The sequence below is a fragment of the Caballeronia jiangsuensis genome, from assembly GCF_046030135.1.
Lineage (GTDB): Bacteria > Pseudomonadota > Gammaproteobacteria > Burkholderiales > Burkholderiaceae > Caballeronia > Caballeronia jiangsuensis.
Genome location: NZ_JAQQDB010000018.1, coordinates 80,768 through 97,503 on the forward strand (window position 1 = coordinate 80,768; position 16,736 = coordinate 97,503).

13 protein-coding genes and 1 pseudogene are annotated in these 16,736 nt (G+C 60.3%); 6 read left to right on the forward strand and 8 right to left on the reverse strand.

The window, feature by feature from the left end; genetic code table 11:
- The first annotated feature begins 5 nt into the window (after positions 1–5).
- Entirely contained in the window at positions 6–1,274 is a 1,269-nt protein-coding gene (locus tag PQR08_RS20360) for a cytochrome c (RefSeq protein WP_250486121.1), read from the forward strand.
- Here PQR08_RS20360 and PQR08_RS20365 read toward each other — a convergent pair.
- On the reverse strand, positions 1,271–1,540 hold the full coding sequence (locus tag PQR08_RS20365) for a DUF1488 family protein (protein ID WP_035505640.1): 270 nt from the start codon (positions 1,538–1,540) through the stop codon (positions 1,271–1,273). The genes PQR08_RS20360 and PQR08_RS20365 overlap by 4 nt on opposite strands.
- Positions 1,541–1,982: 442 nt before the next feature.
- Here PQR08_RS20365 and PQR08_RS20370 point away from each other — a divergent pair, with 442 nt between their 5' ends.
- Both PQR08_RS20370 and PQR08_RS20375 read left to right on the forward strand, forming a co-directional pair.
- Positions 1,983–2,423, forward strand: a complete 441-nt coding sequence (locus tag PQR08_RS20370; protein WP_187604518.1) for a DUF3331 domain-containing protein — start codon at positions 1,983–1,985, stop codon at positions 2,421–2,423.
- 311 nt (positions 2,424–2,734) lie between these two features.
- On the forward strand, positions 2,735–3,223 hold the full coding sequence (locus PQR08_RS20375; protein WP_250486122.1) for an H-NS histone family protein: 489 nt from the start codon (positions 2,735–2,737) through the stop codon (positions 3,221–3,223).
- Positions 3,224–3,235: 12 nt separating this feature from the next.
- Here the strand turns inward: PQR08_RS20375 and PQR08_RS20380 are convergent, their stop codons facing one another.
- From PQR08_RS20380 to PQR08_RS20405, 6 genes and pseudogenes are all read right to left on the reverse strand, one after another.
- Positions 3,236–4,690 (reverse strand): amidase, encoded by a 1,455-nt coding sequence (locus PQR08_RS20380; RefSeq protein ID WP_250486123.1) that lies wholly within the window; start codon positions 4,688–4,690, stop codon positions 3,236–3,238.
- Positions 4,691–4,717: 27 nt separating this feature from the next.
- Positions 4,718–5,677: an LLM class oxidoreductase gene (locus PQR08_RS20385; RefSeq protein WP_250486124.1), complete on the reverse strand. Its 960-nt coding sequence runs from the start codon at positions 5,675–5,677 to the stop codon at positions 4,718–4,720.
- Between the two features lie 41 nt (positions 5,678–5,718).
- Positions 5,719–7,185 carry a monocarboxylate uptake permease MctP gene (gene mctP, locus PQR08_RS20390; protein ID WP_250486125.1) on the reverse strand — a complete coding sequence of 489 codons (1,467 nt, stop codon included), beginning with the start codon at positions 7,183–7,185 and terminating at the stop codon, positions 5,719–5,721.
- The gene (locus PQR08_RS20395) at positions 7,182–7,382 is read right to left on the reverse strand and encodes a DUF3311 domain-containing protein (protein ID WP_238216276.1); all 201 of its coding nucleotides are present in this window, start codon (positions 7,380–7,382) and stop codon (positions 7,182–7,184) included. Before PQR08_RS20395 ends, mctP begins: the two co-directional genes overlap by 4 nt.
- Positions 7,383–7,563: 181 nt before the next feature.
- Positions 7,564–8,274: pseudogene (gene mnmC2 / locus PQR08_RS20400) on the reverse strand (tRNA (5-methylaminomethyl-2-thiouridine)(34)-methyltransferase MnmC2); the annotation flags it as partial.
- A gap of 3 nt (positions 8,275–8,277) precedes the next feature.
- Positions 8,278–8,985, reverse strand: a complete 708-nt coding sequence (locus PQR08_RS20405; RefSeq protein ID WP_035505621.1) for a YceH family protein — start codon at positions 8,983–8,985, stop codon at positions 8,278–8,280.
- A gap of 430 nt (positions 8,986–9,415) precedes the next feature.
- Between PQR08_RS20405 and PQR08_RS20410 the strand changes: the two genes are divergently transcribed.
- Entirely contained in the window at positions 9,416–10,891 is a 1,476-nt protein-coding gene (locus PQR08_RS20410) for a circularly permuted type 2 ATP-grasp protein (RefSeq protein WP_035505619.1), read from the forward strand.
- Positions 10,892–10,952: 61 nt separating this feature from the next.
- Positions 10,953–11,984 (forward strand): alpha-E domain-containing protein, encoded by a 1,032-nt coding sequence (locus tag PQR08_RS20415; RefSeq protein ID WP_250486126.1) that lies wholly within the window; start codon positions 10,953–10,955, stop codon positions 11,982–11,984.
- 10 nt (positions 11,985–11,994) lie between these two features.
- On the opposite strand, the gene PQR08_RS20420 is transcribed toward PQR08_RS20415, so the two are convergent.
- The gene (locus PQR08_RS20420; RefSeq protein WP_250486127.1) at positions 11,995–13,074 is read right to left on the reverse strand and encodes a zinc-binding metallopeptidase family protein; all 1,080 of its coding nucleotides are present in this window, start codon (positions 13,072–13,074) and stop codon (positions 11,995–11,997) included.
- 160 nt (positions 13,075–13,234) lie between these two features.
- Here PQR08_RS20420 and PQR08_RS20425 point away from each other — a divergent pair, with 160 nt between their 5' ends.
- Complete coding sequence (locus PQR08_RS20425; protein WP_250486128.1) at positions 13,235–16,702, forward strand: transglutaminase family protein; 3,468 nt, start codon at positions 13,235–13,237, stop codon at positions 16,700–16,702.
- Positions 16,703–16,736 lie beyond the last annotated feature (34 nt).

Consider the following 16,736-nt stretch of genomic DNA (forward strand, 5'->3'; position numbering starts at 1 on the left):
CTGTCATGAGAAATGCATACAAGCCTCTGATTGCGGCGTTGTTCGCATTCACGGCTTCGGCCCATGCGGCCGACGATGCGCTGGTCGCGCGTGGCGCGTATCTCGCCCGGGCGGGCGATTGCGTCGCGTGCCATTCGGCGCCGCGCGGGAAGCCCCTTGCGGGCGGCTTGCCGATGACGACGCCATTGGGCGCGATCTACACGACCAATATCACGCCCGATCCGGACACAGGAATCGGCCGCTACACGGAAGAGGATTTCGCGCGGGCATTGCGTGAGGGCGTGGCCAAGGACGGCCACAATCTTTATCCGGCGATGCCCTATCCGTCTTATGCAAAGATCAACGATGAGGACATGCATGCCCTCTACGCTTATTTCATGCATGGCGTCACGGCTGTCAAGCAGGTGAATCGCGAGCCGGATATCAAATGGCCGCTCAATATGCGCTGGCCGTTGAAACTCTGGAACGTGGTGTTTCTCGATAAAGGCGTTTATCGAAGCAAGGCAGGCCAGGATGTCGCGTGGAATCGCGGCGCTTATCTGATTCAGGGCCTCGGACATTGCGGATCGTGTCATACCCCGCGCGGCATCGCGTTTCAGGAAAAAGGACTGGACGAAAGCAGCAGCGCATATCTGACGGGCGGCTTGCTCGATAACTGGTTCGCTTCCAATCTGACGGGCGAACACAATACGGGACTCGGACGCTGGTCCGAACAGGACGTTGCTACGTTTCTAAAGACGGGCGCGAATGCTCATGCGTCGGCATTCGGCTCGATGACGAGCGTGATCAATAACAGCACGCAAGGACTAAGCGACGCCGATGTCAACGCAATGGCGCGGTACCTGAAATCATTGCCGGCATCGGGCGGGAATGGCGGCGCGCAGTATTCATATGATCCGAAAGCCACCAAAGTGTCATTGACACGCCCGGCCGCGACGGATTCGGGTGCGCGCGTCTACACGGCCTATTGCATGCATTGTCATGGCGTGGACGGCCGCGGCTTTGCGCCGATGCTCGCACCGCTTGCGGGCAATCCGAACGTACTGGAAAAAGACCCGTCTTCGCTCATCAACGTCACGCTGAACGGCACCGGCGATCTCGTGCTGAATGGCGTACCTGCACCGTATCCGATGCCTCGTTATGCGCCGGTGCTGAGCGATCAGCAAGTCGCCGATGTGCTGACCTTCATTCGCGGCGCCTGGAACAACAACACGGCGGCGGTCCCAACCGAGGACGTGGCGAAGATGCGCAAGGCGACGCAGGCAGCGCGCTAAGAAGAAAAATCGATGACATCCAGATGAATCGAACTGGATGGATGAGCGAGAAACTTTCGATGCACGCGAGCGCTGATCCGTTCGTAGCCGTCGCTGAGCGCCTTTAACAGGCGCTCGTCGCTGGCACCGGCCGGCGCCCAGAAGCACTGCTCCAATGCCTTGCGCGTGATGTTGCACTGAATAGCCTGCTCGCGAGAGAACGCGACAAAGCTTACCGAGGCGCGGTCTGCCGAGATCGTGGCATGGATCGAGAGCTTGCTTGTCATGTTCCGACAGAAGAAATGCGGTTCGCTGGTTTTATTGTGTCAGAAATCTGCGAGTTCGCGCATCCTCGATTCAGCGCGAAACGTGCGCAAACGGCCAGAAGCAGGCGCAATGCGCACGCGTCATCGATAACATCAGATGATTTAAGCGAACGTTCGTTCATGTCGATTTCACGTTAAATAGCCGCTGAGTAGTCCGGGTTGCACCCGCCCGGGCGCACCATGTCACGCCAATCCCAAATGTCAAAGCCGGCGTGCATATCGAACTATGTCCAAGAAAAATGAAAACAAAAGCATGCTCAGGTGTACTACTCTAGGAACGATCATCCGAAGCGGCGCGGCATACCGGCTCAGGAAGCGGGTCGTGCGGCGCATTCCCCGGAACTCCACCGGCAACGTCTCCCGACTTTCGTCGCGGCGGACTTGCCGCCAGCAGGAGCGGAACATGAAGCATCCATCGTTGATGGATCCCTGGAGCCGTACTCTGGCAATGCTCGACAGCCGTGCGAGCCGCCCAACGGAAGCAAACGAGAAGCTCGCGCTGATGACACGGTCGCTCGTGCGCAACGTGCCGGGCAAGAGCGCATGCTTCGGGCCCGCCGAAGAGCATTGCGTCAATATTCGCGTGCTGGAGCGTCTGAGCGAATCGACGCTGGCGCTCTCATGGCACGATCCCACGTCGTTCAACTACTCGGAGCAGGTCTGGGCGCTTTGCACCGCCCGCAAGCGCGGAACATGTGCATTGAGCGGGCAGGCAATCAGGCGCGGACAACCGGTTTATAGGCCGAGGCGTGTCGGCAGTTCAGTGCCGCTCAATAGTGGCGCGATGATTCTGGCGCTTGCACTGACACCAGCCGAACAGGAATCGGGCGTCGTTTCCGAGTGATCGATTTCAACCCGACATGACGCGTGTGCAACGCACGCGTTTTTGTCGCTTGCATGGTCCGCGCGAGTCACCAATCGTATGACGAGCGCGCGACAGAGAAATCGATCGGCCACCATGTCCCGCAAGCGTGCAAGTGACACGCTTATGATATGCGGCGCATCAGAATAGAAGTATTGAAAAGCAATCTTTTCACAAGAGTGCTTAGCATCGCCGTTATCCATATAAGATCTGCTTGTGACGGAAATCGGGCGTCAAGGGTACTTATTAGACAAACGCCTCGTGATCCACAACGCAACGATCCGGGAGGGGACATGGCTACATTGGCGCAATTGGAAAACCAGATTCGGAAATTGCAGCAGCGCGCGGATGCTTTGCGGGCAAAAGAGTCGGTCGAAGTGATCGCCAAGATCCGGGCAATGATGGATGAATTTGGCTTGACCACAGCAGATCTGGCCAAAGCCGGCCTGGGAACGATGAAACAGCGCGGCCGTCCGGCTGATTCAAAGAAATCGGCTGCTTCAAAGAATGGCGCGGTCAAATCCAAACTTCCACCGAAGTATCGCGATCCGGCATCGGGCGCGACCTGGAGCGGTCATGCGCGTCCGCCGGCATGGATCAAGGATGCGCCCGACCGCAGCGCTTATCTGATCGATGCTGCATCAGGCAAGAACGGCACTGCGAAGAAAGGGGCGCGGCGGGGGCGTGCGGCATCGACATCGCGCACTTCGAGCCCGAAGCGACCGGGCCGACCGGCCGGGAGGAGAACTTCGCGCAAGAGCACGCAGAGCACTGCGGCCTGAGCGTTACGTGCTTTAGCCAAGCAAGGGACTGCGCGCGCTTGAGAATCCGCTTGCGCGATCGTAAGCGAGCCCGAGTTGCAGCACGCCCAGATCGCCTTGTGTCGGACCGATGATCTGCAATCCGGCCGGCAAGCCTCCGGGGCCAAAGCCGGCCGGTGCGCTCAACGCGGGCAGCGATGCCATCGTCGCTGGAACGACAGCTTCCATCCAGCGGTGATAGCTATCCATCTCGCGGCCAGCGATGGCATGCGGCCAGTCCAGTTCCGCGTCGAAAGGAAAGACCTGAGCCGATGGCATCAACAGATAGTCGAAGTTATCGAATAGCGCGTTGATCGCCTGATACCATGCGGCACGGTCGCGAATTGCGCGCGAAACATCTTCTCCCGATAACTTCAGACCTCGTTCTATTTCCCATACCGCTTCGGGTTTGAGCAGCTTGCGCTTTGCGGCGTCACGATAGAGCGGCGCGTTGGTGCCGGAGAACGTGAGGCTGCGCAGATCGAGCCATGCATTCCAGAGACGATCGAGATCGAAATCGATCCTGGCCGTCTCGATGGTGCAGCCCACTGTTTCGAAGTGATGCAGCGCCGATGCATACGTGTCCATCAAGCCTGCTTCCATCGGCAGATGTCCGTTCAGGTCGCCTAGCCAGCCGATGCGCGTTCCGCGCATATCGCGATCGAGCGCGTTCGCGAAATCGGCGGGCTTGTCGCTTCTGCGGGACAGCGGCGCGCGCGCATCGAAGCCCGCCTGCACCGACAATAACAACCCAAGATCGGGAATGTTTCTCGCGATCGGGCCCGCGACGCTGAATTGCTGAAAGAACACGTCGTCGCTTGGCGCATAAGGCACGCATCCCGGTGTCGTGCGAAAGCCGAATACGTTATTGAACGCGGCGGGCGTGCGCAAAGAACCCATCATGTCGGAGCCATCCGCGCACGGCAGCATGCGCAGTGCGACCGAGACGGCCGCGCCGCCGCTGCTGCCGCCAGCGGAGCGCGATTGTTCGAACGCGTTGCGCGTGGTGCCGTACACCGGGTTATAGGTGTGTCCGCCCAGGCCGAACTCCGGCGAATTCGTGCGGCCGATGAATATCGCACCTGCCTTGCGCATGCGTTCGAATACGACCGCATCGACCCGCGTGATTTCGTTTGCAAATATAGGCGAGCCCTTCGTCGTGACCATTCCGGCGACGGGCAGGATGTCCTTGGGCGCCTGCGGAAAGCCGTGCAGAGGTCCGAGGCTTTCGCCTCTGGATAATTGCGTATCGCGTTCGGTGGCGAGCGTGTGCAGGACGGCACGATCCTGCATCGCGACGATCGCATTGACCGCGGGATTGATGCGATCGATGTGCGCGAGATATGCGTTCAATACTTCGACGCACGAGACATCGCGTGTTTGAATCGCTTGCGAGAGCGCGATGGCGTCGAGTGAAACGATATCGTCGTCGGGCGATGAGGCGGTCATGGTTTTGTCGTGAATGAGAGGACGGATTCAGCGATGAAACTCGGGAAGCACATAGGCGGCGACTTCTTCGATGATACCGCGTGCAGGTCGTCGTTCCGATGCGATGTTGAGCGTCACGTGATGTGTACCGCTCTCGCGCATCTCGTGCAAAAGCGCCACGAGCGCGCGACGCCCGGTGCGATAGCCGAGGGAAATATCGGTTGCGGGCTCGTTGGCATCGTTGCCGAGATCGAGCCGCATTGCGACGCCAAACGCGCGAAAGGCGCCGGACGCTGCGCGATCGACTGCTGCGCGCCACATGCTGTATCGGCCGCGCTGCGCTTGCGGTTCGCGATGATAAGTCATCCAGCCAAGCGAATGACGCGCGATCCAGTCGACGCTTTGACCGCCGGAACCGACGGCCAGCATCGGAATGGAAGCGTTCTGTCGAGGCAGGAGATAGAACTCGGGCGCGCCTTCGGGTGCGTGGTCCGGAATGACGCGAGAGGGCACGGTAACGGCTGCGGCGAGTGTGGCCCAATGCTGTCGGTACAGATCGCGTCTTTCATCGGGATCGCGGCCGAACGCCGCATATTCCGGCGGACGATCGCCCGAACCGACGCCGAGAATGAAGCGTCCCTGAGAGAGCTCGCTTACGGAGATCGCGCCCTTCGCGACATGAAGCGGATGTCTGAGCGTCAACACGATCGCGCCGCTGATCAGCGCGATGCGTTCCGTATTCGATGCAAGCGCGCCGAGCATGACCCACGGATCGAGATGTCCGACCGGGTCCGGATAGTCGATGCTATTAAGCGGAACATCGCGAACCCAGAGCGCGCGAAAGCCGAGTTGATCGGCGAGTCGCGCGATTGCCATCTGCTCGTTGAAGTCGACGATGCTTTCGTTGCCGCGTGTGATCGGCAATGTTATGCCGATGGAAAGCTTGTCTTGCGCGAATACTGCATTCGCGATGGAAGACGAGGCCAGAGTGTTTTCACTTGCGGTCATGACACGCATTGCGTCAAGGAAAGGTCTTGACGCCGATGGTATCACCGGCGTTGTGTAACCAGCGAAACGACATACGTCACGACGATATTCACGACGAGTGCAATCAGGCCGATGTAGACCGGCCATGAAGCGTCACCGAGATGCATGACATAGACCGGCTTGAGTCCTTGCGAGATCGCGAGGCCCGTGCCTAAAACAATACCGAACAGCCAGCCGAGAAAAAGGCCGGGCGTCGTGAGCCTGCGCGTGAAGAGCGTGAACACGATGGCAGGGAAGATTTGCAGAATCCACACGCCGCCGAGCAACTGCAGGTCGATCGCATATTGCGTCGGAAGGAACACGATGAATAGCAACGCGCCGAACTTGACGACGAGCGACACGAGCTTCGCAGTCGATGCTTCGGCCGCCGACGACATGTCGGGCGAAACGAGCGGACGCCACAAGTTGCGCGTGAACAGATTCGCCGCGCCGATCGACATGATCGCCGCCGGCACGAGCGCGCTGATCGCGATGGCAGCAGCCGCGAAGCCCACGAACCACGATGGAAACAACGTGCCGAACAAGACCGGCACGATATCCGATGCCGACTTCACGTGCACGCCCGCCGCGATCGCCATATAGCCGAGCAGCGCGATCAGCCCGAGCAACAGCGTATAGGCGGGCAGAAAGATGGCGTTCTTGCGCACGGTCGCCGCGGACGAAGACGAGAGCACCGCGGTCATCGTATGCGGATACATGAAGGCGGCGAGCGCTGAACCCAGCGCAAGCGATGCATACGCCGTGAATTGACCCGGCTGGAGGATGATGCCCGTCGGACCGCCTTTCGCCTTGAAGTATTGATCGGCCGCGTCGAACACGTGCGCATAGCCGCCGAGCTTCACAGGAATGAGCCATATCGCCGCGATCACGACGATATAGATCATGATGTCTTTCACGAAGGCTATCATCGCGGGCGCGCGCAGGCCGCTCGTATAGGTATAGAGCGCGAGAATCACGAATGCGATGATAAGCGGCAGCTCGCCCGTCACGCCAAGGCCCTTGATCACCACTTGCATGCCGACGAGTTGCAGCGCGATATAAGGCATCGTCGCAACGATGCCCGTGACCGCCACCGCCGCCGGAAACCACTTGCCGCCGTATTCACCCTGCACGTAATCGGCGCCGGTGATGTGGTTCTTCGCATGCGCGATCTTCCACAACTTAGGCATCACCGCGAATACGAACGGATAAACGATGATCGTGTAAGGCAGCGCGAAAAAGCCATACGCGCCCACCGAATAGACGAGCGCCGGCACGGCAATCACGGTATAGGCGGTATAGAAATCGCCGCCTACGAGAAACCATGAAATCAACACGCCGAACTGACGGCCGCCCAGGCCCCATTCGTGAAGCTGCGTGAGATCGCCGCGCTTCCAGCGCGCAGCAAAAAAGCCTACGACGGTCACGAGCGCAAAGAACGCGATGAAGATCGTCATCGCAACCGGATCGACCGGTGTGAGATCGTTCATTTCAGGCCCCTGTACACGACATAAAGCAGGAGCGACGTGAGCGGCACCCACAAGAACTGATACCAGTAAAAGAACGGGAATCCTGCGAGTGAAGGGCGCGTGTCGTTATAGAACGGCAGCCAGAGCAGGGCGACGTAGGGTATCAATAGCACGACCCAGAGCCACGGGCTGCCGGGCTTATCGTTGTTGGATTCCAAAGCCTATCTCCTCATGAATCAGCGCTGACAGGATGCGAGCAAGGGCCGCGCCGCTAAGGCTGCGCATTATCCAACTTATTCCGCTTTGTTGCCCGACCGATAAATGGAGGGAGAAGTTATCGTGCTTTCACAAAAACACGATCAACGCTTACGAATCAATAACCGATCGAGATTGAACTCGCTTGCCGACAAGCATTGCGCGCTTGCCGCCGAAGCCTGCGACCTTGAGATAGTCGAATCCGTTATCCCTGAGCGCGCGTTTGACGAGGCCCGCGCTGGTATAGGTCGCGAATGTCGCATCTTCTCTGGCGATGCGTGCCAGCGACGCGAAGATGGCGGGCGTCCACATGTCGGGGTTCCTGGCTGGCGCGAAACCGTCGAGATAGATGGCGTCCGCTGCAAGGCCGTGGTCGGCGAGATGCGGCAAGAGCGTGCCCGCATCGCCGAAAGCGAGTGTCAACGTGACCGCGCCAGCGAGGAATGCCAGCCGATGCACGCCGGCTTCGAGCGGCGGCCATGCTGAAGCAAGCGCATCGGCGAGCTGCGCGACAGCGGTGTCGTCGATGATCGCCGCATGCGCGGCGCGCAAATCGTTTGCGCTGAATGGATGCTTCTCTACCGACACGAATTCCAGTGCCGGCGAGCGTTGTGGATCGTCACGCCATGCCGCCCATGTCGCAAGGAAGTTGACGCCCATGCCGAAGCCCGTCTCGACCACGGTGAAGCGCGACTTTTTGCGCCAGCGCGCGGGCAAGCCATTGCCGTCGAGAAAAACATGGCGCGCCTGAGCGAGCGCGCCAGCCGCGCTGTGATAGATGTCGTCGTGACGCGGCGAGTACGGCGTTCCGTCGTCGCGAAATACGAGCGGCGCGGAGCTCAGCGGCTCATCCATCGTTCAGTCACCGGACGACGATTGATTCAGCGTAATACCCAATTCACTCGCCATTTGCTGAACCATCGCACGCAATTGCGCGACTTCGTGAGTAAGGCGCTTTTGCTCAGACTTCAATGCTTCGAATTCGGAAAGCGAAAAGGATTCGCCGCCCGGCGTTTCGCGCAAAGGGATGTCGGCCAGGCTCACTTCGCCGCATAGCAGATGCATCCAGCGGCTTTCGCGCTCGCCGGGTGTGCGTGACAGCTTCACGACACGCGGCGGATCGTTGGCGGCAAGCTCATCGAGAAAGCTTTCGACCGATGATATGTCCGCAAACGAATGCAGCCTCGCACTGTTCGCGCGCAGTTCCGCTGCCGTTTGCGGGCCGCGCAGGAACAAGGTTGCAAGCAGCGCAACCGACTGGCTCGGCACGCCGAGCACGCGATTCACGTTATGTTCGAAGCGCGGCACCCGGCTACTGCTTCCTTCGAAAACGAGGCTCAGGCGCTTCAGGCCATCGATGGTCGTCAACACCTCGTCTTCGCTCACGTTCATCACCGGCGCGCGTGCGGTCTTCTGATTGCAGCCCGAGGTTAGGGAATTCAGCGAAAGAGGATATGTGTCCGGCACGGTATGCTGTTTCTCGACGAGCACGCCGAGCACGCGTGCTTCGAGAGGCGTAAGTTCGCGTAGAGTGGGACGGGGTGCGGCTTCGGAAGGGGTGTTCATGGGCGTGATTGACGTGCGATGAGACGCCTATGATACCGGCGCCGCACAGGGTTTCCGTATTTCGCGCACCGTCATGCAGCATGAAAATCAACCTTCGACTGTGCAACCGTCCTGCGCGATGCGCTTTTTTGGTGCAAACGGTTAAAAAGGCCTGGCGCAAACGTACTTTATTCAAGGAGGAGGACCGCTCATATCATTGGCATTGAAGTTGCTTTTTCTCATTCGGCACTGGGCTGCCCGCGCAATCGATGTTCCACACTAAAAGGTGTGAGAGATCAAGAGAGCATCGCGCTACGAGGTCGCCTATCGACGTATCCAGAAGGCCGGATACGCCGCGTCTTTTGGCTCTTCAAGCGTTTCGCGAGTGCAACCAGTAATACGAGCGACGGGAACCGCCACCCCGGCATGCACTTCATTTGGAAGACCGGCTATGACGCAAGCATTCTTCAACGAGATGTTCGAGCGCAGCGATCTGGAGGCGCGCGGCCTGACGGCAGTGGCATTTCGCGGCGTCGGCGATCCACGCACGCACTACCGCGACTTCATGAACTGGCTCGCCGCGCAAAGCGAGCAGCAGATCGACATCAAGCGCGCGGAGGCGGATCTCAACTTCAGACGCGTTGGCATCACATTCGCAGTCTATGGAACGAGCGATCTGCCGGGCATCATTCCCGAGCGCACGATTCCCTTCGATGTCATTCCCCGCATCTTTCCGGCCGACGAATGGCGCTCATTGGAGCGCGGCTTGCGACAGCGCGTCAACGCGCTCAACCGTTTCATCCACGACATCTATCACGATCAGGACATCATCCGCGCGGGCATCATTCCCGAGGCGCAGATACTCGGCAACGCGCAATATCGTCCTCAAATGCGCGGCGTCGATGTCGCGCGCGATATCTATGCGCATATCGCGGGCATCGATATCGTGCGCGCGGGACAGGGCGAGTTCTATGTGCTCGAGGATAACCTGCGCGTTCCGTCGGGCGTGTCGTACATGCTGGAAAACCGCAAGATGATGATGCGGCTCTTTCCCGACCTCTTCGCGCGCAATCGCGTTGCGCCGGTCGCGCATTACCCCGACTTGCTGCTCGACACCTTGCGCGCGTCCGCGCCAGCCGCCGCCGCCGAGAATCCGACGATCGTCGTCATGACGCCGGGCATGTATAACTCGGCCTACTTCGAGCACGCGTTTCTCGCGCAGCAGATGGGCGTCGAGCTTGTCGAAGGACAGGATCTCTTCGTCGAGAACGACTACCTGTATATGCGCACCACGCAGGGGCCGCAGCGTGTCGATGTGATCTATCGCCGCGTCGATGATGACTTTCTCGATCCGCTGGTGTTCCGCCCGGATTCCGCGCTCGGCGTGCCGGGATTGATCGGCGCGTATCGCGCGGGCAATGTTTCATTGTGCAATGCAGTGGGTACCGGCATCGCGGACGATAAATCGATCTATCCCTACGTGCCGGACATGGTGCGTTTCTATCTCGGCGAAGAACCGATCCTGAATAACGTCCCGACGTGGATGTGCCGCAAGCCCGACGATCTCGCGTACGTCCTCGATCATTTGCCCGAACTCGTCGTCAAGGAAACGCATGGCGCGGGCGGTTATGGAATGCTGGTGGGGCCTGCATCCACAACGGCGCAAATCGCCGAGTTTCGTGCGGTGCTCGAAGCGCATCCGGAAAAATACATCGCGCAGCCGACGCTCGCGCTCTCCACGTGTCCGACGTATGTCGAGTCGGGTATTGCGCCGCGCCATATCGACCTGCGCCCCTTCGTGCTGTCGGGCACCGAGGTGCGCATGGTCCCGGGCGGTCTGACGCGCGTTGCGTTGCGCGAAGGCTCGCTCGTCGTGAATTCATCGCAGGGCGGCGGCACGAAGGACACTTGGGTATTGGAGCGCTAAGGAAAAGTTCTGAAGAAAACGCGGCGCCACTAAAGACAACGACAAACAACCGGAAACACCCATGCTGAGCCGTACCGCGGATCATCTCTTCTGGATGGCGCGCTATACCGAGCGCGCCGAAAACACTGCCCGGATGCTCGATGCGAACTATCAGCTTTCGCTTTTGCCGCAGTCCGACGAATATGCGGAACTCGGCTGGCGCGCGATGCTGTCGATATCGGAATTGAGCGGCATCTATTCGGCTGCGCACCACGGCATGAAAAGCCGCGAAGTGATCGACTTCATGGCGCGCGACTTATCGAACCCTTCATCGATCGTCAGTTGTTTGCGGGCCGCGCGCGAGAATGCGCGAGCCGTGCGCAGTTCCACCAATAGCGAGTTATGGGAATCGCTCAACACGACCTGGCTCGACTGCCAGCGCATGCTCGCTGACGGCATTCTTGAGCGCGAGCCTTATACCTTCTTCGAGTGGGTGAAGTTTCGCTCGCATCTGTCGCGCGGGGTTCAGCTCGGCACGCTCGTGAAGGACGACGCGTTTTATTTCATGCGTCTCGGGACTTTCATCGAACGCGCGGACAATACGGCGCGCATTCTCGACGTCAAGTTCGAAATGATGGAGCAGCGCGCCGATACTTCGGCACAACCGTTCGATTATCACCATTGGGTGGCGGTACTCGGCTCGGTATCGGGCTTCGAGGTGTATCGGCGGGTTTATCGCGATGTCATTACGCCGGAGCGCGTCGCAGGCCTCCTCATTCTTTATGGCGACTGGCCGCGTTCGCTTGCAGCGAGCATCGCGGAAGCGGAGCAACTTATCGGGCAGGTGACGAAAGGGCGCGACACCGAGGCGACGCGACTCGCCGCGCAATTGAGCGCGGAATTGAAGAACGGGCGCATCCGCGACATTCTCCGAGGCGGGTTGCACGCTTACCTTGTGGACTTTCTCGCTCGCGTGAACGATCTCGCGGGCCGCGTGAGCCGCGAGTTTCTGCTGCCGATCGCGCCGGAGCCGGAGCCCGAGCCGCCCACGCAGACCCAGACCCAGACCCAGACCCAAACTCAGACTCAAACTCAGACGCAAGGCAAAGGTTGAGCGCGTGCCTTCAGCGCTTGGCCGCCGCCGCGACGACGCGATGCACGAAGCGCAGTTTGTCGATGACGGCTGGCGCAAGCGTGAAGGGATATCCGTCCGGCATGCCGAGACTGCGATTCAAACTGTTCAGGACATAAGTGAGCGGAAACCAGCGTTTCATCAGGTTATCGAACGTAGTTTCCTCGACCGGTGTCTGGTCGGTGAGCGTGGGCTCGTGCGGACTGTCGGGCACGAGCACGAGGCCGCAGGAAACGGCGGTGTCGAGCGTATCGACGATATGCAGGTAATGCGCCCACGTTTCCGCCCAGTCTTCCCAGGGATGCATCGTGGCATAGGCGCTGATGAAGTTGTCTTCCCATTGAACGGGCGGACCTTCCTTGTAATGACGATCGAGCGCGGCGGCGTAGTCGGCTTGTTCATCGCCGAATGCGGTGCGAAACGGCGCGATGCGCGCGGTGTCGCCGATCAGGCGATCGAAAAAGTAATGCCCGGATTCATGGCGGAAATGACCGAGCAATGTGCGATACGGCTCGTGAAGCGCGGAGCGTGTTTTCTCTCGATGGGCGTCGTCGGCTTCGGCGATATTGAGCGTGATGATGCCGTTGTTATGACCTGTCATCACGCCGTGGCCTTGCGCGTCGCCTTCGAGAAACTGAAATTCGAGGCCGCGTTCAGGATCTTCCTGACGCGACTTCACGGACAGGCCCAGCTCCGAAAAGGTGTACAGCAGGCGGCGCTTGGCGGTTTCGATGCGATACCAGTAGACGCGATTCTCCGGATTCGACAGGTTGGGAATGGTGCTCGTCAACTGGCACGAGCAGCAGAGCGTATCAAGGGTATCGGGCGTATCGGCATCGGGCGCGGGGACCACCCAGTTGCAGACATTTTCGACCGCGTAGTTATGGCACGGCCGGTAGAAGAGATCACTCGCAAGAGGATGAAGGCTGCGCCAGCGGCCGTCTTCGGTGTCCTCGAAGGCGCTGATCTGATTGATCTCGGGCACGTAACCGAGCCGCGCGCCGCAGTTTTCGCAATGCGTGTTTTCGAAGAAAACGAGTTGGTTGCAACGGTTGCAGTGAAAGGTCTTCATCGTGTGGTCGGTGGAAGTGTTATCGCGCGATGTGCGGTGCGCGCTGTAGGCGGTGTAGACGCAATCATCATGCCGCGAAAAGGCCTTTTTCCATGACAAGCAGAAAAAGCGTTGCAGCGCGCGTTGCGTGCACGGCGTCAATTGAACAAAGGAGTCCGGCGTGTCCATTCGTGTCGCACTGAACCATGTCACACATTATCGTTATGACCGGCTCGTCGGTCTGTCGCCGCAGGTTGTCCGTTTGCGGCCCGCGCCGCATTGCCGTACGCCGATCGTGTCGTATTCGATGCGCGTCGAGCCCGAGGACCATTTCATCAACTGGCAGCAGGACGCGTTCGCGAACTATCAGGCGCGCCTTGTTTTCCCCGAGAAAACGCGCGAATTCAAGGTGACGGTCGATCTCGTCGCCGAAATGGCCGTGTATAACCCGTTCGATTTCTTTCTCGAACCGACCGCCGAGAAGTTTCCGTTTGCGTACGCGCCCGAGTTGCTGCACGATCTCGCGCCTTACATGGTCAAGTGCGAGCTGACGCCGCGCTTTGCGGCATTCGTCGAAAGTATCGATCGCTCTCCGCTCGCCACGATGGATTACCTCGTCGCGCTCAATCAGCGGCTTTCCCATGAGATTCGTTATCTGATCCGCATGGAGCCGGGCGTGCAGACGCCCGAGGAAACGCTCGAAAGCGCGGCCGGCTCGTGCCGCGATTCGGGCTGGCTGCTCGTCGAGACGCTGCGCCATCTCGGCCTGGCCGCGCGCTTCGTGTCGGGGTATCTGCTGCAACTCGCGCCAGATGTCAAATCGCTCGATGGTCCCAGCGGCACCGAAGTGGACTTCACCGATCTGCATGCATGGTGCGAAGTGTTTCTGCCAGGCGCGGGCTGGATCGGTTTCGATCCGACGTCCGGCCTGCTCGCGGGTGAAGGACATATTCCCGTCGCGTGCACGCCGGAGCCGGACAGTGCTGCGCCGGTCTCGGGCGCGGTGGAAAAATGCGAAGTCGAATTCGATCACGCGATGTCGATCGAGCGTGTGCGCGAAACGCCGCGCGTCACGAAGCCGTACAGCGAGGAAGACTGGAGCGCGGTGCTGCGCATGGGCGAGCAGGTCGATGCGCAATTGAGCGCATCGGACGTGCGGCTCACGATGGGCGGCGAACCGACTTACGTCTCGGTACGCGACCGCGACGAGCCGGAATGGAACACCGACGCGCTCGGCCCGACCAAGCGCGCCTACGCTGTTTCGCTGATGGACAAGCTGCGCGCGCAGTACGGCGCGCGTGGCTTCCTGCATATCGGACAGGGCAAGTGGTATCCGGGCGAGCAATTGCCGCGCTGGGCGCTGTCGCTGTTCTGGCGCGCGGACGGCGAACCGTGCTGGCGCGATCCGGCGCTCTTCGCGGATGAACGTCAGCCTGCCTCGTATACGTCGGATGACGCCGCGCGCTTCATGCACCATCTCGCGGGCAAGCTTTCTTTGGATTCAAAATACATTCAACCAGGGTACGAGGACACGTTGTACTACCTGTGGCGCGAGCGCCGCTTGCCGGTGAACGTCGATCCGTTCGACTCGCGCCTCGGCGACGAACTGGAGCGCGCCCGTCTGCGTCGTGTGTTCGACGCGGGTTTGCCGTCTGTCACGGGCTATGCTTTGCCGATCGCGCGTGAAGAAGGCGCCGGGGCGCAGCCGGCGCGCTGGGTGAGCGGGCCGTGGTTCTTCCGCGACGAGCGCATGTACCTGGTTCCGGGCGACTCGCCGATGGGATACCGCGTGCCGCTCGACTCGCTGCCGTGGGTCTCGGAAGGCGATTACCCGTGGCAGCACACGCACGACCCGTTCGCGCCGTCCACGCCGTTGCGCACGGCGACTGAATTACGCATGCAATATGCGGATCTGGATAATGAATCGCGCATGCAAAATGCCGATGCGGGCGTGGCGGGGCGCGCGGGAGCATCGGGTAAATCTGGTGAATCGGGTACGCTCGCATCGAGTGAGTCGCGCGATCGCAAGCCGCAACGAGGCGAATCGGCTGGCTGGATCGCACGCATCGCGCTGTGCGTGGAGGCACGCGATCCATCGCGCGCGGCCGGTCCCAAAGCGGAAGCCGACGCCCTCAAGAAGCTCGGCAACGGCAACAAGCTCATGCATGTCTTCATGCCGCCGCTTACCTCGCTCGATGACTATCTCGATCTTCTGACTGCCGTCGAAGCGACCTCCGCCGATCTGAAGATTCCCGTGATCGTCGAAGGCTATCCGCCGCCGCGCGATGCGCGCCTCAAGATGTTGCAGGTGACGCCCGACCCTGGCGTGATCGAGGTGAATATTCATCCGGCGGCGAACTGGAACGATCTCGTCGAACACACGGAGTTTCTCTATAACGCGGCGCACGAGTCATATCTGAGCCCGGAGAAGTTCATGCTCGACGGCCGCCATACCGGAACCGGCGGCGGCAATCACTTCGTGCTCGGTGGCGCGACGCCTGCCGACAGTCCTTTTCTGCGCCGTCCCGATCTGCTCGCGAGCCTGATCCGCTATTGGCACAACCATCCTTCGTTGTCGATGCTGTTCTCGGGCCTTTTCATCGGTCCGACCAGTCAGGCGCCGCGCGTCGACGAAGCGCGCAACGATCAGGTTTATGAACTGGAGATCGCGTTCGCCGAATTGCAGCGTCAGCTCGACCTGCTCGGCGGCCGCGACAGTGCGACCGTGCCGCCCTGGCTCATCGATCGCATCCTGCGCAATATCCTGATCGATGTGACGGGCAATACGCATCGCGCGGAGTTCTGCATCGACAAGCTGTATTCGCCCGATGGCCCGACCGGAAGGCTCGGCTTGCTGGAACTGCGTGGCTTCGAGATGCCGCCGCACGCACGCATGAGTCTCGTGCAGCAATTGCTGTTGCGCGCGCTCGTCGCGCGATTCTGGGACACGCCCTATACCGCGCGCCTCACGCGCTGGGGCACGGAACTGCATGATCGCTTCATGCTCCGCACCTTCGTGCAGATGGACTTCGATGACGTGCTCGCCGAACTGCGCGAAGCAGGCTTCGCATTCGAGCAAAGCTGGTTCGCACCGCACTTTGAATTCCGTTTCCCGCTGGTCGGCGGATACGATACGAACGGCATCGCGCTCACGATTCGCAATGCGCTCGAACCGTGGCATGTGATGGGCGAGGAAGGCGCCATCGGTGGCACGGTGCGCTTCGTGGACTCGTCCGTCGAACGTCTCGAAGTGCGCGTGCTCGGGCTGAATGGCAATCGACATGTCGTGACCGTCAATGGCGAGACGTTGCCGCTCCAACCGACGGGGCGCGTCAGCGAATACGTCGCGGGCGTGCGCTTTCGCGCTTGGTCGCAGGCGGCGTCGCTGCATCCTACGATCGAGGCGCATGCGCCGCTCACTTTCGATATCGTCGATACATGGACGGGACGCTCGATCGGCGGGTGCCAGTATCACGTCGCGCATCCGGGCGGGCGCAACTATCAGACCTTCCCGATCAACGCGTATGAAGCGGAAAGCCGCAGGCGCGCACGTTTCTTCGCGACGGGTCATACGCCCGGCGCGATGCACGTCGAAGCCCGCAAACGCAGCCTCGAATTCCCGTTCACGCTCGACCTGCGCTATCGTTGAAATGCATTCATCATTCGAATAAAGAACATTGACG